The organism is Streptomyces sp. NPDC059832 (genome assembly GCF_042731715.1).
Lineage (GTDB): Bacteria > Actinomycetota > Actinomycetes > Streptomycetales > Streptomycetaceae > Streptomyces.
On sequence record NZ_JBHWIY010000041.1, the window covers coordinates 1 to 22,876 of the forward strand.

Annotated in this window: 25 protein-coding genes and 1 pseudogene; 16 read left to right on the forward strand and 10 right to left on the reverse strand. The window is 69.4% G+C overall.

The features are described from left to right. The coding region (locus ACFV8T_RS39515) for an alcohol dehydrogenase catalytic domain-containing protein (protein ID WP_385337101.1) at nucleotides 1-509 on the reverse strand (509 nt) is incomplete at its 3' end. Nucleotides 510-742: 233 nt separating this feature from the next. Here ACFV8T_RS39515 and ACFV8T_RS39520 point away from each other — a divergent pair. From ACFV8T_RS39520 to asnB, 5 genes are all read left to right on the forward strand, one after another. Further along, nucleotides 743-1,507 carry a thioesterase II family protein gene (locus ACFV8T_RS39520; protein ID WP_385337103.1) on the forward strand — a complete coding sequence of 255 codons (765 nt, stop codon included), beginning with the start codon at nucleotides 743-745 and terminating at the stop codon, nucleotides 1,505-1,507. Next, nucleotides 1,483-1,734, forward strand: a complete 252-nt coding sequence (locus ACFV8T_RS39525; protein WP_385337106.1) for a 3-oxoacyl-[acyl-carrier-protein] synthase III C-terminal domain-containing protein — start codon at nucleotides 1,483-1,485, stop codon at nucleotides 1,732-1,734. The genes ACFV8T_RS39520 and ACFV8T_RS39525 overlap by 25 nt, the downstream gene beginning before the upstream one ends. Before the next feature lies 1 nt (nucleotide 1,735). After that, nucleotides 1,736-2,956 carry a cytochrome P450 gene (locus tag ACFV8T_RS39530; RefSeq protein ID WP_385337109.1) on the forward strand — a complete coding sequence of 407 codons (1,221 nt, stop codon included), beginning with the start codon at nucleotides 1,736-1,738 and terminating at the stop codon, nucleotides 2,954-2,956. A 41-nt stretch (nucleotides 2,957-2,997) separates the two neighbouring features. Continuing rightward, the gene (locus ACFV8T_RS39535) at nucleotides 2,998-3,186 is read left to right on the forward strand and encodes a ferredoxin (protein ID WP_385337112.1); all 189 of its coding nucleotides are present in this window, start codon (nucleotides 2,998-3,000) and stop codon (nucleotides 3,184-3,186) included. Between the two features lie 69 nt (nucleotides 3,187-3,255). After that, nucleotides 3,256-5,091: an asparagine synthase (glutamine-hydrolyzing) gene (asnB, locus tag ACFV8T_RS39540; RefSeq protein ID WP_385337115.1), complete on the forward strand. Its 1,836-nt coding sequence runs from the start codon at nucleotides 3,256-3,258 to the stop codon at nucleotides 5,089-5,091. An 82-nt stretch (nucleotides 5,092-5,173) separates the two neighbouring features. On the opposite strand, the gene ACFV8T_RS39545 is transcribed toward asnB, so the two are convergent. Further along, a complete protein-coding gene (locus ACFV8T_RS39545; protein ID WP_385337118.1) occupies nucleotides 5,174-6,382 on the reverse strand; it encodes an MFS transporter in 1,209 nt (402 codons plus the stop codon). A gap of 411 nt (nucleotides 6,383-6,793) precedes the next feature. Here ACFV8T_RS39545 and ACFV8T_RS39550 point away from each other — a divergent pair, with 411 nt between their 5' ends. Continuing rightward, a complete protein-coding gene (locus tag ACFV8T_RS39550; protein ID WP_385337121.1) occupies nucleotides 6,794-7,240 on the forward strand; it encodes a PPOX class F420-dependent oxidoreductase in 447 nt (148 codons plus the stop codon). 57 nt (nucleotides 7,241-7,297) lie between these two features. Here ACFV8T_RS39550 and ACFV8T_RS39555 read toward each other — a convergent pair whose 3' ends face one another. From ACFV8T_RS39555 to ACFV8T_RS39565, 3 genes are all read right to left on the reverse strand, one after another. Further along, nucleotides 7,298-7,657 (reverse strand): hypothetical protein, encoded by a 360-nt coding sequence (locus ACFV8T_RS39555; RefSeq protein WP_385337124.1) that lies wholly within the window; start codon nucleotides 7,655-7,657, stop codon nucleotides 7,298-7,300. Nucleotides 7,658-7,730: 73 nt separating this feature from the next. Beyond that, nucleotides 7,731-8,585 (reverse strand): hypothetical protein, encoded by an 855-nt coding sequence (locus tag ACFV8T_RS39560; protein WP_385337127.1) that lies wholly within the window; start codon nucleotides 8,583-8,585, stop codon nucleotides 7,731-7,733. 153 nt (nucleotides 8,586-8,738) lie between these two features. Beyond that, nucleotides 8,739-9,419 (reverse strand): Crp/Fnr family transcriptional regulator, encoded by a 681-nt coding sequence (locus ACFV8T_RS39565; protein ID WP_385337131.1) that lies wholly within the window; start codon nucleotides 9,417-9,419, stop codon nucleotides 8,739-8,741. Between the two features lie 300 nt (nucleotides 9,420-9,719). On the opposite strand from ACFV8T_RS39565, the gene ACFV8T_RS39570 reads away from it, so the two are divergent. From ACFV8T_RS39570 to ACFV8T_RS39590, 5 genes are all read left to right on the forward strand, one after another. After that, nucleotides 9,720-10,103 carry a hypothetical protein gene (locus ACFV8T_RS39570; RefSeq protein WP_385337133.1) on the forward strand — a complete coding sequence of 128 codons (384 nt, stop codon included), beginning with the start codon at nucleotides 9,720-9,722 and terminating at the stop codon, nucleotides 10,101-10,103. After that, the gene (locus ACFV8T_RS39575; RefSeq protein WP_385337136.1) at nucleotides 10,093-12,132 is read left to right on the forward strand and encodes a hypothetical protein; all 2,040 of its coding nucleotides are present in this window, start codon (nucleotides 10,093-10,095) and stop codon (nucleotides 12,130-12,132) included. The genes ACFV8T_RS39570 and ACFV8T_RS39575 overlap by 11 nt, the downstream gene beginning before the upstream one ends. A 14-nt stretch (nucleotides 12,133-12,146) precedes the next feature. Next, a complete protein-coding gene (locus ACFV8T_RS39580) occupies nucleotides 12,147-12,869 on the forward strand; it encodes a hypothetical protein (protein ID WP_385337139.1) in 723 nt (240 codons plus the stop codon). Further along, nucleotides 12,866-13,138 carry a DNA-binding protein gene (locus tag ACFV8T_RS39585; protein ID WP_266429997.1) on the forward strand — a complete coding sequence of 91 codons (273 nt, stop codon included), beginning with the start codon at nucleotides 12,866-12,868 and terminating at the stop codon, nucleotides 13,136-13,138. Before ACFV8T_RS39580 ends, ACFV8T_RS39585 begins: the two co-directional genes overlap by 4 nt. Before the next feature lie 78 nt (nucleotides 13,139-13,216). Next, nucleotides 13,217-14,314, forward strand: a complete 1,098-nt coding sequence (locus ACFV8T_RS39590; protein ID WP_385337142.1) for a hypothetical protein — start codon at nucleotides 13,217-13,219, stop codon at nucleotides 14,312-14,314. A gap of 102 nt (nucleotides 14,315-14,416) precedes the next feature. On the opposite strand, the gene ACFV8T_RS39595 is transcribed toward ACFV8T_RS39590, so the two are convergent. Both ACFV8T_RS39595 and ACFV8T_RS39600 read right to left on the reverse strand, forming a co-directional pair. Continuing rightward, entirely contained in the window at nucleotides 14,417-15,010 is a 594-nt protein-coding gene (locus ACFV8T_RS39595; protein WP_385337145.1) for a dienelactone hydrolase family protein, read from the reverse strand. 162 nt (nucleotides 15,011-15,172) lie between these two features. Then, nucleotides 15,173-15,616, reverse strand: coding sequence for a hypothetical protein (locus ACFV8T_RS39600; RefSeq protein WP_385337149.1), 444 nt, complete (start codon nucleotides 15,614-15,616; stop codon nucleotides 15,173-15,175). Between the two features lie 397 nt (nucleotides 15,617-16,013). Here ACFV8T_RS39600 and ACFV8T_RS39605 point away from each other — a divergent pair. Then, nucleotides 16,014-16,238, forward strand: a pseudogene (locus ACFV8T_RS39605) (diiron oxygenase); the annotation flags it as partial. A 32-nt stretch (nucleotides 16,239-16,270) separates the two neighbouring features. Beyond that, nucleotides 16,271-16,489 carry a hypothetical protein gene (locus tag ACFV8T_RS39610; RefSeq protein WP_385337152.1) on the forward strand — a complete coding sequence of 73 codons (219 nt, stop codon included), beginning with the start codon at nucleotides 16,271-16,273 and terminating at the stop codon, nucleotides 16,487-16,489. 73 nt (nucleotides 16,490-16,562) lie between these two features. Here the strand turns inward: ACFV8T_RS39610 and ACFV8T_RS39615 are convergent, their stop codons facing one another. Beyond that, nucleotides 16,563-17,090, reverse strand: a complete 528-nt coding sequence (locus tag ACFV8T_RS39615; RefSeq protein ID WP_385337154.1) for a DoxX family protein — start codon at nucleotides 17,088-17,090, stop codon at nucleotides 16,563-16,565. 238 nt (nucleotides 17,091-17,328) lie between these two features. Here ACFV8T_RS39615 and ACFV8T_RS39620 point away from each other — a divergent pair, with 238 nt between their 5' ends. Beyond that, nucleotides 17,329-19,344: an FAD-dependent oxidoreductase gene (locus ACFV8T_RS39620; RefSeq protein WP_385337157.1), complete on the forward strand. Its 2,016-nt coding sequence runs from the start codon at nucleotides 17,329-17,331 to the stop codon at nucleotides 19,342-19,344. Between the two features lie 77 nt (nucleotides 19,345-19,421). Further along, entirely contained in the window at nucleotides 19,422-19,961 is a 540-nt protein-coding gene (locus ACFV8T_RS39625) for a PadR family transcriptional regulator (RefSeq protein WP_385337158.1), read from the forward strand. A gap of 87 nt (nucleotides 19,962-20,048) precedes the next feature. Here ACFV8T_RS39625 and ACFV8T_RS39630 read toward each other — a convergent pair whose 3' ends face one another. Then, on the reverse strand, nucleotides 20,049-21,014 hold the full coding sequence (locus tag ACFV8T_RS39630) for a DMT family transporter (RefSeq protein ID WP_385337161.1): 966 nt from the start codon (nucleotides 21,012-21,014) through the stop codon (nucleotides 20,049-20,051). Beyond that, a complete protein-coding gene (locus ACFV8T_RS39635; protein WP_385337164.1) occupies nucleotides 21,011-21,892 on the reverse strand; it encodes a phosphatase PAP2 family protein in 882 nt (293 codons plus the stop codon). The genes ACFV8T_RS39630 and ACFV8T_RS39635 overlap by 4 nt, the downstream gene beginning before the upstream one ends. A gap of 162 nt (nucleotides 21,893-22,054) precedes the next feature. On the opposite strand from ACFV8T_RS39635, the gene ACFV8T_RS39640 reads away from it, so the two are divergent. Next, nucleotides 22,055-22,678, forward strand: a complete 624-nt coding sequence (locus ACFV8T_RS39640; RefSeq protein ID WP_385337166.1) for a TetR/AcrR family transcriptional regulator — start codon at nucleotides 22,055-22,057, stop codon at nucleotides 22,676-22,678. The last annotated feature ends 198 nt before the right edge of the window (nucleotides 22,679-22,876 follow it).

The following is a 22,876-nucleotide window of genomic DNA, read 5'->3' on the forward strand; positions in this document are numbered from 1 at the left end:
AAGCCCCAGATGCGCTGCTCGGGGTCGAGCATCGTGTCGTTGTGACCGTCCGAGGACTCCAGCTCGACCGAGAGGCAGTGCGCGACGACCTCGTCACCCGGCTTCCAAGCGTTCACACCCGGGCCGATGCGTAGCACGACACCCGCGAGGTCGGAGCCGATGATGTGGTACGGCAGGTCGTGACGCTTCGTCAGTTCACTCAACTTGCCGTAACGCTCCAGGAAGCCGAACGTCGGCAGCGGCTCGAAGATCGAGGTCCACACGGAGTTGTAGTTCACGGAGGAGGCCATGACGGCCACCAGCGCCTCGCCCGGCCCGAGCTCGGGCACCGGGGCTTCCATGAGGTGAAGGGACTTTCGCGGGTCCTTCACCTCCGAGTCCAGTCCATCGAACATTCCGATGTCCGCCTTGCGGACGGCGATGCCTCGATAGCTGTCCGGGAGTGGCAGCGCCGCGTAGTCGTCGGACGTCGCCTCGGTTGAGACGATGGCATCGACTATTTCCTTCACGTGGTTTCCTCCGGGGGGCGAGTACGAGGTGGGGCAGTGCACGCCCTTCTCGCCAGAGATTAGGCGGGCTCCCTTCTTACGGAAATCCCCTACCGCCGAAGACTGGCTCACCTGCCCCCCTACCGACCCACTCGGCGAAAGTAGGGGATTGCTGCCGTCGCTTCATCCGGGCACCATGTGCAAACGCGAGGCTTCGTCCGGTTCATTGTGAAGAATGATTTGGAGTAGGCGGCGTGGTCAGTAATCCCGTTAAAGAAACCACTTGGGTACGCAGGTTTCACCCTGCACTTGAGGTGCGATACCAGCTGCTCTGTTTCCCGCATTCAGGCGGATCCGCCAGCTTCTTCTTTCCGTTCTCACAGAGACTCGCCCCAGAAATCGACGTGTGGTCCATGCAGTATCCAGGGCGTCAGGACCGCAGGTCTGAAGCCAATATTCCGCACATTCACGAGCTGGCCGACCGCGTTGTCGAGGCGGTGGGCCCGCGACTCGCCGGCCCCTACGCCCTGTTCGGGCACAGCATGGGCGCAACGCTCGCCTACGAAGTCGCGCTGAGGTTGCAGTCGAGTGGAAAACTTCCCGAAGCCCTCTTTGTCTCGGGGCGACCTGCCCCCCATCGCAACGTCGACACAGGACTGCACCGGCTCTCGGACGAGGAGATAGCCGATGACATCCGCGCACTCGACGGCACCGGCTCGGCGATGTTCGGAGACGCGGACGTACTCAAGATGTTCCTCCCCGCGATTCGCAGCGACTATCACGCTGCGGAGACGTATGAATACGCACCCGGACCCGTTCTGAAATGCCCCATCCGCGCCTTCACGGGATTCTCGGATCCCCGGGTGGAAGTCAGTGAACTGCACTATTGGGGCGATCATACGGAGGGGTCTTTTCAGCTGGATGTCTTCTCGGGGGGTCACTTCTATCTCGTTGACAGCCAGGAAGAGATCGCCACCGAAATTGAGCGCACCCTGTGTGGTGCTGGACACGACGCTTGAGGCCATATGGGGCCACATGCGCCTGCCCGAAGCGCGCCTGCACATGCCGGTCACCCGACACGGCTTCCATTCCCCTCGCTCTGGACCACGCGCACCGCTCGGGCCGATTGGAGACCGGAGAGCCGGTCATGCTCGCAGGGTTCGGCGGTGGAATGACCATAGGAACTTCCTTGATTTTCTGGGGCAATCGCCGGTTTGCGCCAGGACAACAACGACGTAAGGACTGACATGGATCCGATGAAGGCACTCATCCCCTTGCCCACCCAGCCTCCGCCGGGCTGCCCATTTTCTCCGCCCCAGGAATACACGGAACTACGTATTGAACACCCGGTCAGTCGTGTCTCAATGCCCGACGGAAGCTGGGCGTGGCTGCTGACGCGCTATTCAGACATCCGCAGCGCTCTTTCGGATTCCCGGTTCAGTTCCGACGCCAGCGCTCCGGGATTTCCCCGAAGCGGAATGGTGACCGCAGGCGAAGGCAGCAGCCTCATCCGTACCGACCCTCCTGAGCACGGTCGCCGTCGCAGAATGCTGACGCACTCCTTCACCGTGAAGAGCGTGTCCGCACTGCGCCCTCGCATCCAGCAGATCACGGACCAACTGTGCGATGAGATGGCGGAACAGAAGCGCAAGGACGGACCCGATGGTTCCGTGGACCTGGTGAGGTCCCTGGCCCTCCCGCTTCCGTCACTTGTCATCAGCCTGCTGCTTGGCGTGCCGTATGAAGACCGGGTCCTCTTCCAGTCGATCACCGCCACCGTGCTCTCCCGGGTGAACACGGAGGACGAGCGCACCACAGCCCGTAAGGAACTGCGCGCCTACCTGGGCCACCTTGTCGCCAGCAAGGAGGCGGATCCGGGCGACGACATCCTCAGTGAGCTGGTCCACGAGCGGATGCGTGAAGGCCAGTTGACCCGAGAGGAGGTGACGGGGACGGCCACGCTGCTGTTGATCGCCGGGCACGAGACCACCGCGAACATGATTGGGCTCGGCGCGCTGACGCTGGTCCGCAATCCGCGGGCAGCTGACGAGCTGCGCAAGGACCCTTCCTTGATGCCGGGAGCCGTCGAGGAGCTCCTGCGTTTCCATAGCATCACGCGCAGCGGGCCGCGGCGGGCCGCGATCGCAGATGTCGAAGTAGGCGGCCAGCTCATCAAGGCGGGCGAGGGAATCGTATGCGCCGTCGCCTCCGCCAACCGAGACCCCGAGCAATTCCCGGATGCCGACACAGTCGACATCCGGCGTCGGAATGCCCAGCACCACATCGCCTTTGGGTACGGCGTGCATCAGTGCCTCGGCCAATCCTTGGCGCGTGCCGAGCTGGAGATTTCTTTGAACACGCTACTGACCCGCTTTCCAGAGCTGCGTCTGGCAGTGGAATTCGCGGAAGTTCCGTTCCGTAGCGACATGTTGGTCTACGGCTGCCATGCGCTTCCGGTCACCTGGTGACCGATCAGCAACCACCGACCCGGCCCCCGAAGAGGAAGCCCATGAAAATTTCCGTCGACACGGACAATTGCTGCGGTGCAGGACAGTGCGTATTGATCGCGCCGGAGATTTTCGACCAGGATGACGACGGAATCGTGATCCTTCTGGACCCCACACCCTCCGACGAGATGCATGACGCGGTCGAGGACGCCATTGCCATCTGCCCAGCGGATGTGATCCACGTGGAATGACACCGAAGCGGCGGACTCGCTATTGAGGTTGAACGTGATGCAACTGACTTCGAGGGAAGGGTTGATCCCATGTGCGGTATTGCCGGCTGGGTTTCGTACCGTCGGGATCTGACGCAGCAGTCGCAGGTCCTCGACGCCATGACCGAGACCATGGCCTGCCGTGGTCCCGACGCACGAGACACGTGGGCGGACCGGCATGCCGCTCTTGGCCATCGGCGGCTCGCCGTCATCGACCTGCCCGGCGGCGCGCAGCCGATGAAGGTCGACACCGGAGACGGCGAAGTGGTGATGGTCTATTCAGGAGAGACCTACAACTACACCGAGCTGCGCGACGAACTCCGCCGCCGCGGGCACCGTTTCACCACCGACTCGGACACCGAGGTCGTGCTCCGCGGCTATGTGGAGTGGGGCGAGGCGATCGGTGAGCATCTGAACGGTATGTTCGCCTTCGCGATCTGGGACTCGCGCACCGAGAAGCTCGTCATGGTCAGGGACAGGCTGGGCGTCAAGCCCTTCTACTACTACGAGACCGAGGACGGCGTCCTCTTCGGCTCCGAGCCCAAGGCGATCCTGGCGAACCCGTGCTGCTCCGCCGTCGTCGGCCTGGACGGGCTGCGGGAGATGTTCTCCTTCGCCAAGACCCCGGGGCACGCGATCTGGGAAGGGATGCGCGAGCTGCGCCCCGGTCACGTCGCCGTGACCGATCCCAACGGGCTGCGGGAGTACGCCTATTGGCGCCTTGAGGTCAGCGACCACACGGACGACCAGCGGACCACCGTCGCGCACGTCAGGGAGCTGCTGGAGGACATCATCTCCCGGCAGCTCGTCGCGGACGTACCACGCTGCACGCTGCTCTCCGGTGGTCTCGACTCCTCCGTCATCACCGCCCTCGCGGCCGAGCAGCTGAGGGAACAGGGAGAGACGGTCCGCACCTTCAATGTGGACTTCCCGAATCAGGAGGAGAACTTCAAGGCGATCGACCTCGCCCCCACCCTGGACACCCCGTACGCGCACGCGGTTGCCGAGCATGTACGGAGCGACCACCAGGACATCGTGCTCCACGGCAGCGCGCTGGCCGACCCGGAGGTACGGCAAGCAGCCGTCCGCGCACGGGACTTCCCCAACGGGATCGGTGACCGCGACAACTCGCTCTACCTCCTCTTCAAGGCCGTCCGTGAGCAGTCGACGGTGGCGCTCTCCGGGGAGTCGGCGGACGAGTTGTTCGGGGGCTACCCGTGGTTCCACGACGACAGGTTCCGCTACGCGGATACCTTCCCCTGGCTCGCGGGCAAGGGCTCCCTGTTCGAGGCGGGCGGCCTTCTGGACGACGACCTGTCGCACCAACTCGACCTGGGAACCTACGTCCAGGACCACTATCTCAGCGCCCTGAATGAGGTCCCGCTGAAGGAGAGCGAGACCGGCTTGGAGAAGCGGATGCGCCAGGTCTGCCATCTGAACGTGACGCGGAAGATGCAGCCCCTGCTCGACCGCAAGGACCGGATGAGCATGGCGGCCGGGCTTGAGGTGCGTGTCCCGTTCTGTGACCACCGTCTCGTGCAGTACGTGTTCAACACCCCGTGGTCGCTGAAGGCGTTCGACGGCAGGGAGAAGAGCCTTCTGCGCGCCGCGACGCGCGACCTGCTGCCGCGGTCCGTGGCCGACCGCAAGAAGAGCGGCTACCCCAGTAGCTTCGACCCGCAGTACCTCGCGGCGATCCAGTCCCAGGTCTCCGATCTGCTCAACCGCGACCACCCGGCGCTGACACTGTGCAGCCGGGACCGCCTGAGCGAGGCGATGAAGGCGGACAAGGACACCATCAGCCTCCAGCAACGGACGGTACTAGAACGCTCGCTCGACCTGGCGACGTGGCTCGATCAGCGGAAGCCGACGCTGAAGCTCAACTGATCCGGCCGTCCTCGGGCTGGGCTTGCCTCTCTGACGGGGTCGAGCCCAGCCTGCCGCGTGTGGTGCCAAGGACGCCTCGCCCTTATGTCGACTGGCCGGAGGGCAGGGCCCACCGTGCATGGACAAGTGCACCGAACAGGCCCGCGGCAGCGGCTACGGGGGCGATCCAGGAGAATCCGGCCGAGGAGAGCAGGACGCCACCCGCCGCGGACCCGAGCGAGGTGCCCAGGTACACGAAGCTGCTGTTCCAGGCCATGACCGAGCCGATCTCGCGCCCGAAGGCATGCATCAGCTGGGCCTGGAAGGCGGGCAGGCAGGCGAAGGCACTGAGGGCGAACAGGCCGAGGACGAGCAGCAGCACTGCTGTCGTGGTGTGGAAGGCCAGGACCAGGAGCACCTCGAACACCGACAGGGCCACCAGGCTGCCCGTGACAACCCGCGTCGCACCGTAGCGGTCGGCCATCCAGCCTCCGCAGAGGCTGCCTGAGACGGCGCCGACCCCGTAGATGACCAGTGCGACAGCGACCATGCCGGTCGACATGTGGGCGTTGTCGGTCAGCGCGGTGCCGACGTAGGTGTAGAGGCTGTAGACGGCGAAGGCCCACAGCCCGGCCACGGAGACCGCTCGGGCCTTGGTGAGGGCGCTGCTGCGCGGTCCGGCCGCCTGGGCCGCCGCGGGGGCCGGGCCGGCGCCCGGAGCGCCGCGCGTCCCCACGTCGCGCCAGGAGAACAGGTTGACCACGACGAGGACGAGCGTCAGCCCGCCGATCCCGAAGAAGGTCTCCCGCCAGCCCAGCAGCGAGGCGACGGCGGTGCCGGTGGGGGCGCCGGTGGCGAGCGAGATGAGGAAGCCCGACGCGGCGACGGCCAGCCAGGCGGCGCGGCGTTCGGGCGGAGCGGCCAGGCCGACCAGGGTCTGCACGGAGGGCGTGATGGCGGCAGCCGCCAGACCGGCGAGTACCCGGGCGGCCAGCAGCAGGCCGAACCACGGGGACAGGCCGGTCAGGGCGTTGGCGAGACCGAAGACGGTCAGTCCGGCGATGAGGACGGTCCGGCGGCCGACCCGGTCGGCGAGGGAGCCGATGATCGGAGCGCCGATCATGTACGCGAGCGAGAAGGTGGTGACCGTGACCCCGGCCATGGACGCGGAGACGTCGTACTGGTGCGCGATGTCCGGCAGCAGGGGCGAGACCACGAACAGGTCGGTGCCGATGACCAGAAGGGTGATGAAGGCAATCGCCAGGCTGCTGCGGCCGGCGGACTTCGACGCCGCCTCGCGGGTACGGGGCACTGGTCGACCTAAGTCCTGGCTAGTCATGCGCAGAATCCTAGCGGTTTGCTTAGCTGGATATGTACGATTGATCAGATACTCATAGGGTTCTCGTTCAGGACATAACAGACGTGCGGGCCGCCGAAGTGGCCGCGGACGATGCGGGGTGGCGTCGGCGCCTGCGGAAGAAGCGGCGGGTTTCACGGCGAGTTCGGCCTGGCTGCGGGCTGGGTGCTGCTTGGGCAGGCCGTGCTTGGGGTCGGCGTTGATCAGCTCGTCGGGGTTCCATCGGCCTCCGTGTAGTACCCGCTCGGACCATGCGGCAGGTAGCCCTGATCACAACGCTCCGATCGCAGGCGGACAGGAACGAGGCTCGGCGGGGCCCACGCCTTCCGAAGCCGTCCCGTCGATCATGGTTGGTAGCCTCCAAGGATGACTGCGACTTTCGACGAAGCCGTCCGCGCGCGACTGCAGGGCGCCCATATCTGGTACGTCGGCACCGTGTTCGCCGACGGATCGCCGCAGGTCAGCCCGATGTGGGTGGATCTGGAAGGCGAGAGCGAGCTGACATTCAACACCTCAGTGGGCCGGGTGAAGGAGGAGAACCTCCGCCGCGACCCCCGCGTCTACCTCTCGCACGCGGACGCCGCCGACCCTTTCGACCGAGTGCAGATCAGTGGCGAGGTGACCCGCTTCATCGAGGGCGAGGAGGCGCATGACCGGATGGACCGGCTGGCCCGGAAGTATCTGGGTGTTGAACGGTTCGAGTGGATCATGCCGGAGGAGCAGCGGGTCGCGGTGATCGTGCGCCCGGTCAAGGTCCGGCACATCGTCGGAGTGGAACGGTTCCGGGCCGGAGGCCCCACCTCGACTCCCTGACCGGCCTTCAACGACCTGGCGTCGGCGCAGGGGCGGTTCCCCGCTGCCGCGAGGCGCTCACGACCCGCCCGCGCCGAGCGGACCGCTGCCGGCCTCGATCAGGAGGTCGACCGGCTCCGGCCCGGCGCCGACCACCGTGATCCGGTCCAACGAGGCCACCCGGACGACGGGCCTGTCCAGTGTGTCGGGCCAGGCCGCGAAGTACATCCGGTCCCCCGCCATCACGGCGAACACCGCGAGGAAGAGGCTGACGTAACCGCCGACGAGGGGATGGGCCAGATAGCCGACCGCGGTCACCACATTGCTCAGCACCGCGATGTTGCGGGGGCCGAACCGGTCCGTGGCGGCCCCGGCCACCGGGGCCAGGGCCGGCGCGGAGAGGGTCGCCGCACTGGTGACGGCTCCGACGCCCGCCACCGGAGGACCGGTGGTGACGGTGAAGCAGTAGAGGGACAGGGGCAGGAACAGGCCGACCCCGAGGGTGTCCGCGTCAGGTGTCTGTTCCGCTCCGGGTCACCGTCACACGCTGATCGCCGTGCACCGTACCGGTGTTGATGTTTCCGTTCGGGGCGCTGTTCGCCACTCGGACGCCTTCGGATGCATCGCACCTTCCCGTTCCCTCCTGGTCGCCGTCCGCGCGATGCCCCTCGCCCGCGGCGTCGCCGGGCCTGTGCAGGTCGTGCAGTGGTCCGGAGGGGAGCGGCACATGGATCCAGGCCCGTTGCGCGAATCGCTTGCCCTCGACCGTTGCCGGCACCTCGATGAAGTGGTCCGGATGACGTCCCGTGTACCCGCTGGCGACCGCGTCCTGGTAGCAGCGGTCGGACAGAATGGCCGCCACCTGGGTGACGTTCTCCCTGGAGGACGCCAACACGGCTTTGACCGGACGGGAGTCGAGCAGGCGGTGGGTGTCGTTGCGCACCGTCCCATTGCCTCCGAACTCGTCGCCGGTGTCCGGCAGGGGACCGATGTGCAGGCTGACCCGGAGCCTGATCGGCAGGGCCCCGAGGGCATGGATGTTGAACTCGGTCAGCACTTCCTGAAGCGTGAACAGCCAGGGATGGATGACGAAGGGCATCAACGACGGGTCGAATCCGAGGACGTATCCATCGCCGGTGGAGGCGGGGAACTTCCGGTCGTTCCACAGCTCCGCCAGACCTGCCCGGTCCAAGGAGGTCCTGATCAGGTCGGGCACCGTACGGCTGACGACCTCGTGCTCGATGGCGGGGAGGCTAGTGAAGTCCTTGGCGTCCACGGCGATGATTCCCCGGTACGGGGGCAGCGGGCGGCTGCGGGTGCAGGGCGCCGCGGTGGCCCGGGGCAGTCCGTTGTCCTGTTCGTGCATCGTCGCTCCTCTTCGAGGTTCCGCCGGGGCTCGTACCGGCGAGGTCGGGAATGTGGTGGTGCGTCGTCTCCGCGCCCTGTGAGCTTCACCGAGCGACGGGGAGCGTTCCGCTCCCGCGGTGCAGACGACCGGTGATCCACGCCATGTCCCCGTTCAGGTGGCGGCTCGACAGTCGAGCAGACGACTCAGGTACGCCTCGTCGAGGACTTCGATACGCGTCCTACCGAAACTCACCCGATGGGATCCGAACCGCTCCAGCGCCTTGGTGATGGAATTCCGACCGACTCCGAGGTGTTGCGCCAACTCGTCCCTGGTGAGGGAGAACGAACGCGCTCCGGAGATCTCGATCAGACGGAGCAGCGTCGCCGCGAGCCGCTGATCGATGTCGCCCTCGCACGACTGCGTCTGCTCGCGCAGTCGGCTCACCGCGTGCAGAGCGAGCTGAAATGCCAGGTCGTGCCGAGTCACGAAGTCACGGAAGGCAGCTGCGGGGATCACAGATACTTCACATCTGCTAAGAGTCCGGACATGAGCAAGCCTGACCCCGCCGTCCTGCACCGCCACCTCCCCCAGCACCTCTCCCGGCCCACGGAAGGCGAGCAGCCGCTCCCTGCCGTCGCGATCCCCGCGTACCACCTTCACGATGCCGCGGAGCAGCGCAAGGACATGCGATCCGGACTCCCCCTGATGCAGCAGGACCGCGCCCGCCGGATGCGGCCGCCGCGGAAAGCCCGCCAGCCCTTCCCATGCCGATGCGGGCACGAGCTCCCGCAGTACCCGTGCCGGAGAAATGTGAATCTGTTCGCTCATGCGATCACGGTAGACGGCCCCCATTCCCTTCCGGAGCGGAATGAGGAATTCCTCTTTTTATTGAATCGGCCACGTGAAAACGCAGTTGATTTCCGACCCTGGATTACCTGTGACATTCCGGACTTTCTTTGTCACACAAAGGCTCTCACCCGCCGCTCCGGGACATGCGACCGCCACCAGAAGATCGAATGTTCGGAATGTGATGAGCGGCATATTCCTTCTGCACTGCGAGAGCGGAGAGCAGCTAGACGGCGCGGAATTCTCGAATCGCCAGGAAAACCGCCGGCGGCCATTCGGCTCGACCGGCCCTCTCCCGGAGGAGCCATGCGAGAACACGACAAGAGCGTGGGTGGCACCCATCGCGCACCGCGAGCCGATGTGCCGGCGGACTTCGGTCTCGCCCACCCGCTTCCCGGCCGGACCGGCGAGCCGGAGCGGGACGACCACGGAGAAGAAGCGGTCCTCGATGCGCTGCACCGCGCCGGATACACGCCCGCCCCGGAGGAGCTCGGACGGCTGAGCGCTCTGCTCCGGTCCCTTCGACGCGCCGGGTCCACCGCCGAGGGGCCGGCGGCTGCCACGAGGTCGTACACCGCGCTGAACGCCCCGCGGGGCGTCATCAACACCGGTCTCGTCCACGGCGGACAGCACGTGACCGACATCGCGGCGTCCGGTGACTACGTCCGGGGAGCCGACGATGGCCTCTGACACGAGCTCCGTCGACGGTGCCCTCAAGGCCGTGCTCCCCGAACTGGAGCGGAATCAGCGGATGTTGGTGCTGGCTCCGCACGGCACGGTCAACACCGGTGTGGTGCAGGGCGATCAGCGCAATGTGTCCAGCTCCTCGGTGGCCGGCGGGGGTCCCGTGGTACCGGTACGTCAGGGGCCCGTGCGGGCGAAGGACCTCCGGATCGCGCGGCGCCGCTTCGTCCCGCCCCCGGCCTTCGAGGCAGGTCTCGCCGCGCTCGAATCGGGCATCCTGTTCCTGATCGGCGAGCCCGGTACGGGCCGGCTGACGCTGGCCCTCAATCTGCTCGCCCATCCATGCGACGACCCGGCACTCGTCCAGATCGACGGGGCGGAGGACCTGACGCGCTGGCGTCCCCGGCCACAAGGGGTGCACGGCTACCTGGTGATGGAGCCGGGCGACCCCTTCGCACTCAGGCCCTGGGACCTGTCCAGCCTGGAGGCGGCCCTGGCGGAAGCGGAGGCGCGCCTGGTCATCGTGCTTCCGGACGTTCCGGGGCTGACCCGGTTCCTGGAGAGGGACTTCGGTACCCAGGTGGTGCGCCACCGGCCGCCCGACCCGGCCGAGGTCTTCGCCGCCCATCTCGCGGACATCCGCCCCGACGCGCGGGACCGCGCCCGCATCCTGGAGCCGCTCGGACCGGACTTCCTTCCCTCGGTCCTGCCTTCCGGGCTACCGCCCGGGTACGCGGCGCGGGCGGCGGAAACCATGGGCCGGCTCGGCGCCGGGGGCGAGGTGCGTCGTGCCGAGCTGCTGGCCCGGCTCGCCTCGGTGGAGGCTCAGGAACTCCTGGCCCGTGCGGAGCACGATCCGGAGCTCCTGAGTCACCTGTTCTCGGTCTCTGTTTACGGAGGACTCGACCGCGGCATCGTCGTCGAGCGGGCCGCAGATCTGCTGGCCTCGGCAAGTCCCGGGCCGGAGCCCGGGTCCGCAGGTCACGGTCTCCGGGAGCCGCTGGGCAACCAGGGGTTCGGTCTGGTCCGTCAACGCCCCCTCGGGGACATCCTGCGCGGCGTCGGGGCGCACTGTGCACCCGGTCTCGGCGTCGACGGTCCACAGCCCGTCGCGTTCTTCTGGCCGGCGGTCGGCGACGCCGTGTGGGAGGTGGTGTGTCGCGAACACGCCGATCTGCTGCCGCCACTGCACCACTGGCTGGGCAGGACGGGGTCCACAGCGACGGAGATCGAGCGCGCCGGTCGTGCGATGGCCGGGATGGCCGTGCGCACCGGAGGACGCACGCTCGGACTCGTCCGTGAGCTCGCCCTGACCGCCGGCCACGCGGGTTTCGAGGTCGCCGCCCGGTGTCTGGGAACGGCAGCGCTCGATCCCGTGGTCGACCACAAGGTCCGCGACCTGCTCCAGGAATGGAGCGACGCGCCCGAAACGGTGTTGCGCAGCGCCGTCGCGTACGCCTGTCGCTCCGACGTGGGCGGGGTCGAGGCCGAACACGCGCTGATGTTGCTGCGCGGTGTGGCGAACAGGGGAGGCGACGCCCCCGAGGACACCTCGGTGGCCCTGGCCGTCGCGGAGACGCTGATACAGCGGTTTGCGGCGGGGGATTCGGAGACCAGGGAAACGATCACGCGTCACCTGGTCGGCTGGACACAGGTCGAGGACACAGCGGCCCTGGTGGCCTCTCTCACCTTTCCCGTCCTGGTCGACTTCGACCACGTCTGGTTCGGCGGCCGGATGCTTGCCGGGCCGACGACGGCCTCGGACATCGCGGAACTCGTCCAGCGGGCACTCAACGAGGCCGTGTCGTACCCGTCGATGAGGGACGCGCTGCTCGCCTGGTGCCGTGGCCCGGACGAGGCGCCGGATCCGGCCGTCGAGGAGCTGTTCGCACGGCTCGTCGACTCCCGGCAGCACGGGTTCCTGCGCCTGCTCCTGCTGATCGAACGGGGCGGCGATGCCATGCCGGGCAAGGCTCTCGCGGAACGCTGCCTTGCAGAGTGGCGCAGCAGGAACCAGCCCCAGCGGACCGACTGATCAGGAGGACGACCATGACATCACTCTCTGGGCCCGGACTGTTCGACTCCATCGAGCGGGAGTTCACGAGCAGGGAACCGGCATCCGGACTGCGGCTCGACGACGGCTCCGGCACGGCTGGGGTTCCGCTCTCCCCGGCGGAGGCGCGCTCGATCCTGTACGACCGCTCGGCGGACACCGCCGTACGAACGTCGCTGTGGCAGCAGGCGGTTGCTCTGGCACAGGCCGACGCCGACCGTTCCGGGTGGCCGCTGTGCGCGGTGTGGCTGGCCGTGCCCGGACTGCGCCGCACGGCGTTCCGGATCGCGGACCGCTTCGGCACCGCTCGCGAGGATGTCGAGGCCGAGCTGGCCACGGCCTGCCTCGAAGCGCTTCGGGAGATGGGACCGGACACCGCCGATCCCGGGTCCGTGCTGCTGCGCTCCGCGTGCACGCGAGCCTGGAACACAGCACGCAGGGCCCGTGCCGAGACGGCGGTGGAGGACATCGACGCGGTCGCCGGGGCGCGCCAGGGCGCGGACGGCCACTGGCAGGTGGAGTTCGAACGTGCCGAAAGGCCCGCAGGCCTCTGCGCACCCCTGCGGATCACCGTTCCGGCCGACAGGGCCGAGGGCGTCCGGGTCGGGGCCCTGGCGCAGGAATGGGGCCTGGCCGACACCGTCGGGGACACCCGCCGCCTCCGGCGGGGGCGCCGGGTCGGAACACTGTCCTTGCGCGGCCCGGGGAGGCGCGGATGAACGAGCGTGACCGGACACCCCTGACCTTCCGGGAGATCTTCGACCTTCCGGTGAGCGTCGACCTCGGAACGGCTGCACGGGCATTCGGCATGTGCATGAGTACCGCCTACCGGCTGGTCGGTCTCGGCACCTTCCCGTGCGAGACCGTCCGTGTCGGCCACCGCCACCGGGTCGTCACCGTGGATCTCATGCGGGCCCTGGGCATCGACGAGAGGCCCGTCTACGCCGACGACCTCGCGGACGGCGTGGCGCTGACGCTCTTCGACTGACGCGGCTCCACCGGGCCGGCCGGTTCCGGCCGGCCCTCGACATTCCTGCAGTTCCAGAACCCCTGGAGGACATCCACCGTGCCCACATGCTTCCTGATCGGCCCGAACGGCAACACCCGTGCCGCCCTCGACGGCACAGCCCAGGACATCCAGCAGCACTCCGCCGTCTTCTACGAGGAGGTCGTGCGCCCCGTCTGCGAGCGGTTCGGCATGACCCTGGTCCGGGCCGACGACGTTGGCGGCACAGGCCCGTTGTCCGACCGGTCGATCCGCCACCTCATCGACGACGACATCGTCATCGCCGACCTCACCGGGGGCAGTCCCGAGGTCGTCTACGGCCTCGGGATCCGGCACACCACCGGGCGGCGCACCGTGCACCTCTGTGAGGCCGGCAGGGCGCCCTTCGTGGCCGGTGCGCTCCCGACCATCGAGTACCCGGCCCTTCCGCTCGGCTCGGCCGAGGCCCGGCAGGCACTGATGACCACGCTCTGCGAAGGACTCCTCGCAGAAGGGGTTCCCGGGGGAAGTCCCCTTCTGCCGGCCGCACGCGTCCCGTTCCCCGACGCAATGGGCGCGGCTGCCGTCGACGACCCGGCCTCCGCCCCTGCCGCAGTGGAGGAGGACGATCCGGGGCTCTGGGACCGGGTGGTCGCCGCCGAGACGGCCATGGAGGCGATCGTGGACGACATGGCCGATGTGGACGCGGCGCTCGTGGACCTCGCGGCCATGGGCGAGCTGCTCAATGAGGACATGGTCCGGGCCGGTCTGCCGGGAACCCCGATGAGCGCCCGGCTGGTTGTCATCAACCGCTTCGCCAAGGCCATCGAGGGCCCGGCCGATGACTTGGAGGCGGCTTCGGGGCGCTTCGTCGAGCGGATGAACATCGCCGCCGATGCCCTGAGCGCGTTCCTCCAGTGGGCGCGGGACACCCCTCGCGACGAGTGGCCGGACGAGGTGGACGAACTGCTCGGCCAGGTCATCGGGACGGCCCGGGATGTCCGGGAGTCGGCGGACAGCGTGCAGGAGGTCGAGCCCTTGATCAAGATGCTCGGCATGACCAGTCGGCAGCTGCGCAGGCCGAGCCGGAAGATCGGCGCCTCCCTCCGGGCCATGTTCACGAGTCTGGCCATGTTCGAGACGTGGGAGAGCACGGCCCGTGAGCTGAAGCAGAACTGAGCGACGCGGGGCCGTGCGAACGGCTCGGGACCACGGACGTGGTCCCGAGCCGTCATCCGCCGGACAGGCCCTGGTGCTCCCGCCGGAACGGAGGGTGCCGCATCAGGCGTCGCGGTGGTCCGCGTCCCGGGACCGGAGGAACGCCAGCGTGCGGACGAGCAGCAGGGCGGCGGCCTCGGCGTCGTAGGACGGCAGCGAGTTGTCGGCGAACAGGTGCTGATCGCCGGGGTAGAGGTGCAGTTCGGCGTCGGCGGCCTCGTCGACGAGGGCGCGGGCGGCGTCCGCGTCGCCCTCGTCGGTGAACAGACGGTCCGCCTCCATGGCGTGGATGCGGACCGGGAGCCGCGACGGCCACGCTCCGAAGGCCGAGCTCGGGACGCAGGAGTGGACGAACACGGCGCCGAGTGCCCCCGGCCGGGTCTGAGCCAGCTTCTGGGCCGGCAGCACGCCGAGGGAGAACCCGATGTGGACCAGCTCCTCCGGTGAGTCCGCCGCCGCCCGGACGCCGCGGTCGAGCAGCTCGTCGAAGCCGGTCTTCTCGGCGTACGCCAGCCCCGCTTCCAGGGTGTCGAAGGTGTGGCCCTCGTACAGGTCGGGGGTGTGCACGGTGTGCCCTTCGCCGCGCAGCGCGTCGGCGAAGGCGATCACCCCGGGGGTCAGGCCCTGGGCGTGATGAAACAGGAATACTTCGGCCACCGTGAGCCTCCAACAGCTTATCGGACAGGGATTGATCCATGAATCCAGAAGGTCCGGGCGCGTTGACCAACCGCGGCGCCCCGGGCCACGGAAGGTTCCGTTGCACGACGGCGGCTCCCGGGCCACGGACCCGGCGACCGGACTGCGCGGCCGACCGCCTCCTCACTCCTCGGGCGGCGGCCCCAGAAGCACCGGCCGGCCGTGATCGGCGTCGAGCATGCGATCCGGAGCCCCGGTGAACACCGCGGTCGCGGGCGCCGCCCGCGCGTACAGTTCCGGGTCCGTCTCGGTCTCCGCCCGGAGGACCAGCAGCGCCTCCGGGTCGGCGGCCGATCTGCCGGGGAACGCCGCAAGCTCCGCACCCGTCCGCCCGAGCGCGGACGGGTGCACGACGATGTCGACCGTCAGGCGGCGGCCGTCGAGGGTGTGTTCGGCCCAGCCGTCGGTCCCCGCCAGGAACAGGACGCCGTCGCCCTCGTAGCAGTGGTCACCGAGCCGGGCGACGGCGCGCTCGCCGGGTGAGCCCTCCGGGTCGACGCAGAGCGTCACGACGGGCACATCGGGCTCGTCGGGGTCGACGCCGGGACGGATATGGAGCCGTGCCATGGGCGGCCTCCGGTGACGGTGACGGGTGGGGCAGGTGGGCACCAGTACAGCACGACGGCCCCGGCGTCCCGACCGCGGGCGGCCTCGGATGTCCGCCGGTCCGTCCGCCCACGCGGACGGGCCCAACACCCCTGCGTCCGAGCCGTGTTCACCGGGACGGACGGCCGACAGCACCCGGCCGGTCCGGCCCGTCACACCGAGGATCGACCGAGCGGATTCGCCACGAGGGGTAGGCCCGCGCGGCACTCTTGCTATACGTTCCGTCCAACAGCTTGCTAGACACGGCGTCTAACAAGTCAGGGAGGCGCTCGGCAGCCATGGATTCCATCGAGCGGGCACGGGATGGGGCCACGGCCGGCCGGCGTGGAGTCGATCAGTCGATTCGAGGAGCCGCACCCTGGCAAGCAGCACCGTTCGGCCGGAGGACCAGGACCGGCTCGACGAGCACGACGTCGCACGGCGCCTGCTCGACTCGTCGGCGAAGCTCTCGTACGACCCGGTCACCGAGGTGGACTGGGACACCCCGCTGGACAAGGACTTCCACGGTGCGGGCCCGGAGTGGAGCACGCTCTACGGCACCGCGTACTGGAACGAGTTGACCGACGCGCAGCGCAAGGAACTGCACTGCGGATCGCGCAGGCCGAGGACGACCAGATGGTCCACCACTACGACGTCGACAGCACCGACGCCGCGACCGGCACCTTCGTCGTCAAGTCCAAGGTCCTCTCGGACTTCTGCTTCATGCCCCGCCCGAACACCCTCGACATCCCGGTGCCGGGCACGGTCCGCGGTGGCCGGTACGTGGCACGGGTCGTCGCCGTCGACGCGTACGGGAACGCCTCCCCGGCCGCTTCGCCGACCTTCCGCAAGTAGCGGAGCGAGACCGGGGTCGGGACCGGGCGGCTCCCTCCCTGGGATGCCGCCCGGTCCCTGTCCTGCCGGGCGGTCAGGTCGCGTCGGGGTCGACCGCGACCCGCCCCTTGGCGCGCCTGCCGACCACGGCCGCCGCCCCGACCGCGCTGCCCGCGAAGGCCAGGGCGACCATCCACGGCTGGTTGAAGACATGCCGGGTGGCATGGTCGACGGAGTAGCGGCCGGGCCCGGTCAGACCGATCACCGCGGCGGTGAAGCCGAGGAACGCCGGGTACTCGTAGCCACCGCCCTGCGCGAAGAAGCCGGCGGGCGCGTGGACGGCCACGGCGCCCGCCATCGCCCCGGCCGCGGCAGCGCCGGCCGCCGGGGTGGCGAGGCCGAGGGCCAGCAGCACTCCGCCACCCGCCTCGCCGAGCCCGGCGGCGACCGCGCTGTGCTTCGGCGGGTGGAAGCCCATCGCCTCCATCGCGGCGGTCGTTCCTTGGATGCCTCCGCCGCCGAACCAGCCGGCCAGCTTCTGGGTGCCGTGCGCGGCCAGTACCGCGCCGGTGCCGACGCGCAGGACGAGCAGGCCGAGGTCACGCCGATCGAGGCAGGCCATGGGGTGTCTCCGCAGGGGTTCGGGGGTGGTCGGGGTGTGCGGGGCAGCCGCGCCGCGTCGGTCGGATGCCGCGGTTCCACTCTCCGTGGCGCGAGGCGCCGACGGGTCCTGGTGTTACGCCGTCCGGGGGACGGCCCCGTCCGTGGTGCTGAGACGCACGCCATTATGCAACTTGTTGCACAATGGCGTTCCGGTGGTCTACAACTGGCGCAGACGACACTGCGCGAGGAGCCGCCGCATGAGCCCGTACCCGAATCTGCTGAGCCCCCTGGACCTGGGGTTCACCACGCTCCCCAACCGGGTGCTGATGGGTTCGATGCACATCGGTCTCGAAGAGGTCGAGCGCGGCTTCGAGCGGATGGCCGCCTTCTACGCGGAGCGCGCCCGGGGCGGCGTCGGCCTGATGGTCACCGGTGGCATCGCCCCCAGCGCCCGGGGCTGTTCCGTCCCCGGCGGGGCCAAGATGACCACCGAGGCGGAGGCCGAGCAGCATGCGCGGGTCACCGCGGCCGTACACGAGGCCGGCGGCCGGATCGCCATGCAGATCCTGCATTTCGGCCGGTACGCGCACCATCCCGACCTGGTGGCGCCGAGCGCGATCCAGGCACCGATCAGCGCCTTCACTCCCCACGCCCTCACCGAGGCCGAGGTCGAGGAGACCATCGAGGACTTCGTCAGGGCGGCCGGGCTCGCGCGCCGCGCCGGGTACGACGGGGTCGAGATCATGGGCTCCGAGGGCTATCTGATCAATGAGTTCATCACCGCCGCCACCAATCACCGCACCGACCGCTGGGGCGGCTCGTACGAGAACCGCATCCGGTTCCCCGTCGAGATCGTGCGACGGGTCCGTGAGCGGGTCGGCAGCGACTTCATCCTGATCTACCGGCTGTCGATGCTGGACCTGGTGCCGGGCGGTTCCTCGCTGGAGGAGGTCGTGCGGCTCGCCCGCGAGATCGAGTCGGCCGGCGCGACGATCATCAACACGGGGATCGGCTGGCACGAGGCCCGTATCCCCACCATCGCCACCTCGGTGCCGCGCGGCGCCTACACCTGGGTCACGGAGAAGGTGCGCGGGGCCGTCTCCGTGCCGCTGGTGACGAGCAACCGCATCAACACGCCCGAGGTCGCCGAGGAGATCCTCGCCTCGGGCCGGGCGGACATGGTGTCGATGGCCCGGCCGTTCCTCGCCGACCCCGACTTCGTCGCCAAGGCTGCCGAGGGCCGCGCCGACGCGATCAACACCTGCATCGGCTGCAACCAGGCCTGCCTGGACCACATCTTCAGCGGCAAGGTCACCTCCTGCCTGGTCAATCCGCGTGCCTGCCACGAGACCGAGCTCACCCTGTCGCCGACCCGCACCGTGAAGCGGGTGGCGGTCGTGGGCGCCGGGCCCGCCGGTCTCGCCTGCGCCGTCACGGCGTCCGAGCGCGGGCACCGGGTGACGCTGTTCGACGCGGCCGAGGAGATCGGCGGCCAGCTGAACGTGGCGCGCAGGGTCCCCGGCAAGGAGGAGTTCGACGAGACGCTGCGCTACTTCCGTACCCGGCTCCGGGAGGAGAAGGTCGAGCTCCGGCTCGGTACGCGGGTAGCGGCCGGCGCGCTCGACGGTTTCGACGAGGTCGTCCTCGCCACCGGTGTCACCCCGCGCTCCCCCGCGATCCCGGGCCAGGACCACCCCAGCGTGGTCGGCTACCTCGATGTCCTGCGCGACGGGGCGCAGGTCGGCGAACGGGTCGCGATCATCGGGGCGGGCGGGATCGGCTTCGACGTCGCCGAGTTCCTGACCGACTCGGGCGACGCGGCGAGCCGCGACCCCGAGGTGTTCTTCCGGCAGTGGGGCGTCGACACCGACTACCGCGACCGCGGTGGTCTTCGCACCCCGGAGCGTCCGAGGACCCGCCGGACCGTCCACCTGATCCAGCGCAGGACCGGCAAGGTCGGCGCGGGGCTGGGGAAGACGACCGGCTGGATCCACCGCACCGAGCTGCGGCACCGCGGCGTCACGACGATCGCGGGCGCCGCCTACGACCGGATCGACGACGACGGCCTGCACCTCACGGTCGACGGCGAGCAGCACCTCCTGCCCGTCGACACGATCGTGCTCTGCGCGGGTCAGGAACCGCGCCGAGACCTGTACGAGGAGTTGCTCGCCGCGGGCCGTACGGCGCATCTCATCGGCGGCGCCGATGTGGCGGCCGAGCTGGATGCCAAGCGGGCGATCCGCCAGGGCACGGAGCTCGCGACTTCGCTGTGACCGACGGCCTTGTGGCGCAGGGGCCGGGGGGCCGCTGCGTCGTCGGGCCTCGGCCGGCCGTCCATAGGATGCACCTCATGTCTCTCCCGCACGCGATTCTCACCGCCCTGCTCGAGAAGCCGTCCTCGGGGCTGGAGCTGACCCGCAGGTTCGACCGGTCGATCGGCTACTTCTGGTCCGCCACGCACCAGCAGATCTACCGGGAGCTGGGGAAGCTGGAGCAGGCCGGGCAGATCCGGGCGCTGCCCCCGGAGCAGCCCGCCCGTGGGCGGAAGAAGGAGTACGAGGTGCTGCCGGCGGGCCGAGAGGCGCTCTCCGCCTGGGTGGCCCGCTCCGAGGACCCCAAGCAGGTCCGGGATCCGCTGCTGCTGCGCATGCGGGCCGCGGCGGTCGTCGGGGCACCTGGTCTGGACGCGGAACTCCGTCGCCACCTGGGGCTGCATCGCCGGCAGCTGGCGGAGTACCTGGAGATCGAGGAGCGGGACTTCCCGCCCGAGCGGAACTCCGGGGAGGACCGGCTGCGGCATCTGGTCCTGCGCGGCGGCATCGATCTGGAGAACTTCTGGATCGGCTGGCTGACACGGGCACTGGATCAGGACGAGAAGCCGGGTCCGTAGACGGGCTGTTCTTGAACGTGCCAGTCGGGCGGGCAAATGTCACGTCCCCGCGACACACCACCGGCGGACAGGCATCGCTTCCGCGCGCTACGAACCGCCCACCGGTGCCCGGCCCAGTTCCGGTCGCAACGCCGGCTGGTCCATCGGCCCCCGGCTCGCGATGACGACACGTGACGGCGATCCGGCCCCGGGCTTCGGCTCGCCCCCCGCCGGACCGGCGACGGCCGGGGTCTCCGCCTGGGCACGGCTGAGCAGGATCACGCCCCGCACCGCCGCCGCCGTCCCGAGCAGGGCCAGGAACAGGCTGGTCGTCCCGCCCTGGAGGCGTTCGCCGAGCAGGGCCAGGCCGATGGCCGCCGCGGCCACCGGATTGGCGAGCGTGACGACCGCCAGCGGTGCGCCCAGGCCGCCTCGGTAGGCGGTCTGGGAGAGCAGCAGCCCGCTCATCGCGAACGCGGAGACCAACAGCGCGACGACGACCAGACGCCAGCTGAACAGCGGACCGGTGTGGTCGGTGACGGAGACGGTCAGGGTCTGGGTGAGCGCGGACGCGACCCCCGACGTGATGCCGGACGCGGCGGCGTGCCGCAGGCCGGGGCGTGCTCCGGGCCTGCTGAGTCCGGCGACGACGGCCATGGTCCCCGCCCCGACGGCCAGGGCCTCGGGCAGGCTGAGCGTTTCGTGCGGGGCGGCGCCGCCCGCGGTCATCAGCAGGGCACCGAGACCGAGCAGGGTGAGGATCGTGCCGCGCCATTCGATCCTGGTGACCCGGCGTCCGGCGGCCCTGGCACCCAGCGGGACGGCGGCGACCAGGGTGAGGGCGCCGAGCGGCTGGACGAGGGTGAGCGGTCCGTACTTGAGCGCCGCGACATGCAGCAGCGCGCCACCGGCGTTCAGCGCGACCGCCGACCACCAGGCGCCTCGCCCGAGCAGCCGCAGCATCCCGGCGTCCGGTTCGGTCCGCCCGGCGAGCCGGGCCTGCGCCACCGCGGCCGAGGCGTAGGCGGCGGCGGAGACCAGGGACAGCGCGACGGCCATCACGGTGGCGTTCATCGCCGGGCTCCGGTCGAGGCGTACGGGGACGCGGAGTACGTCTGCGATCCGGCGTACGCGACCGGAACGGCGGGCTCGGCGGCGTGCGGCACGGCCGACGGAGCGGGTCCGCCCGCCGTGGCCGGCCACAGGAGAGGTGCCCGTACCGGATCCGCGCGCGGCAGGCGCAGTGCCGCGAAGGCCACCGCGAGCAGTGCGGAGACCACGATCGAGTCGAGCCAGTAGTGGTTGGCGGTGCCGACTATCACCAGCAGGGTGACGAGCGGATGCAGCAGCCACAGCCAGCGCCACCGTGTCCGGGTCGCGACGATCAGCCCGACGGCGACCATCACCGACCAGCCGAAGTGCAGCGAGGGCATCGCGGCGAACTGGTTCGCCATCGAGTCGGTCGCCGGCGTCGCCCCGTACACCGTCGGTCCGTACACCTGGCCGGTGTCGATCAGTCCGGCGGCGGCCAGCAACCGCGGCGGGGCGAGCGGGAAGAGCAGATGGAGGGCGAGCGCGGCGCCGGTGAGCGCGGCGAGGATGCGGCGCGACCAGACGTAGTGGCGCGGGCGGCGCCAGTAGAGCCACCCGAGGAAGAGCAGCGTGGTCGGGAAGTGCACCGTCGCGTAGTAGGTGTTCGCGAGATGGATCAGCGTCTCGTCGTGCAGCAGCAGGCTCTGCACGGCGCCCTCGCCGGGCAGGTGCACGGAGCGCTCGAAGTCCCAGACGTGTCCGGCGTTGCGATACGCCTCGTCGACATGACCGTTCGCGGCCTGCCGGCCGAGCTTGTAGATCACGAAGAGTCCCACGACCAGAAGCAGCTCGCGGACGAGGGGCGGTCGGGCAGAACTGTCCGGCTCCCGATCTGCTGGCTCGCTACCGGCGTACATCACCCGGTGCCCCTTTGCTGACGAAGCGGTGTTACGGCGGCATGGTCCGGTCCATGCCGTATCGATACGCCAGTGTACCGATACGCGAACGTATCGGTACACGCGCGTATCGGTACACTGGCGTATCGAAGGACCTCGTCGCAGCTTCGCCGAGAGGGAAGACACATGTCGCCGCAGGACGTCGCACAGGAACCGGCACACACGCCGCGCCGCTCGAAGATCACGCCGGAGCGGGCGCAGGAGTTCTACGCGGCCGTGCTCGACATGCTGAGAGAGTCCGGTTACGAGGCACTCACCATGGAGGGGGTCGCCTCGCGGACCCGCTGCGGCAAGTCCACGCTCTACCGGCAGTGGGGCTCCAAGCCCGAACTGGTCGTGGCCGCGCTGCACGGCACCCGACAGGCTCTGCTTCCGCACATCGACACCGGCACACTCGCGGGGGACCTGCGCGAGGCGGCGCGGGCGATCGGCGAGGGCTCGGGACGCGACACTCCGCTGATGCACGCGCTCAGCCATGCCGCGCTACAGAGCCCCGAGCTGCTGTGCGCACTGCGCGAGGCGCTGATCGTGCCCGGACTGGCGTCGATCGACGCCATGGTCCGGCGCGGTGCGGAGCGCGGCGAGATCCCGGCGGACAACCCGGCGGCCGAGTTCGTCTCCGCACAGCTCCTGGGCGTGATGCGTGCCCGGCCGCTGCTGGAGGGAAAGATCGCGGACGAGGAGTACCTCACCCGCTTCGTGGACAACGCGATCCTTCCCTCACTCGGACTGGGCGCGTCCGCGCCCTAGTCCCGACAGACGTGGGCCGTTGTCCGAGCGGATGACGACGACCCGCCGGCGCCGCACCGTGGGGACGGGGGCGGCGCACCATCCGGGCGGGCGGTGACCCCTCGGGGAGGCACCAGCCACCCCCTGGTTTACCCCCCCCCCCCCCACCCCCCCCCCCAAGAACGACACCCCTTCCCCCCACCCAACAACCGGTTGGTT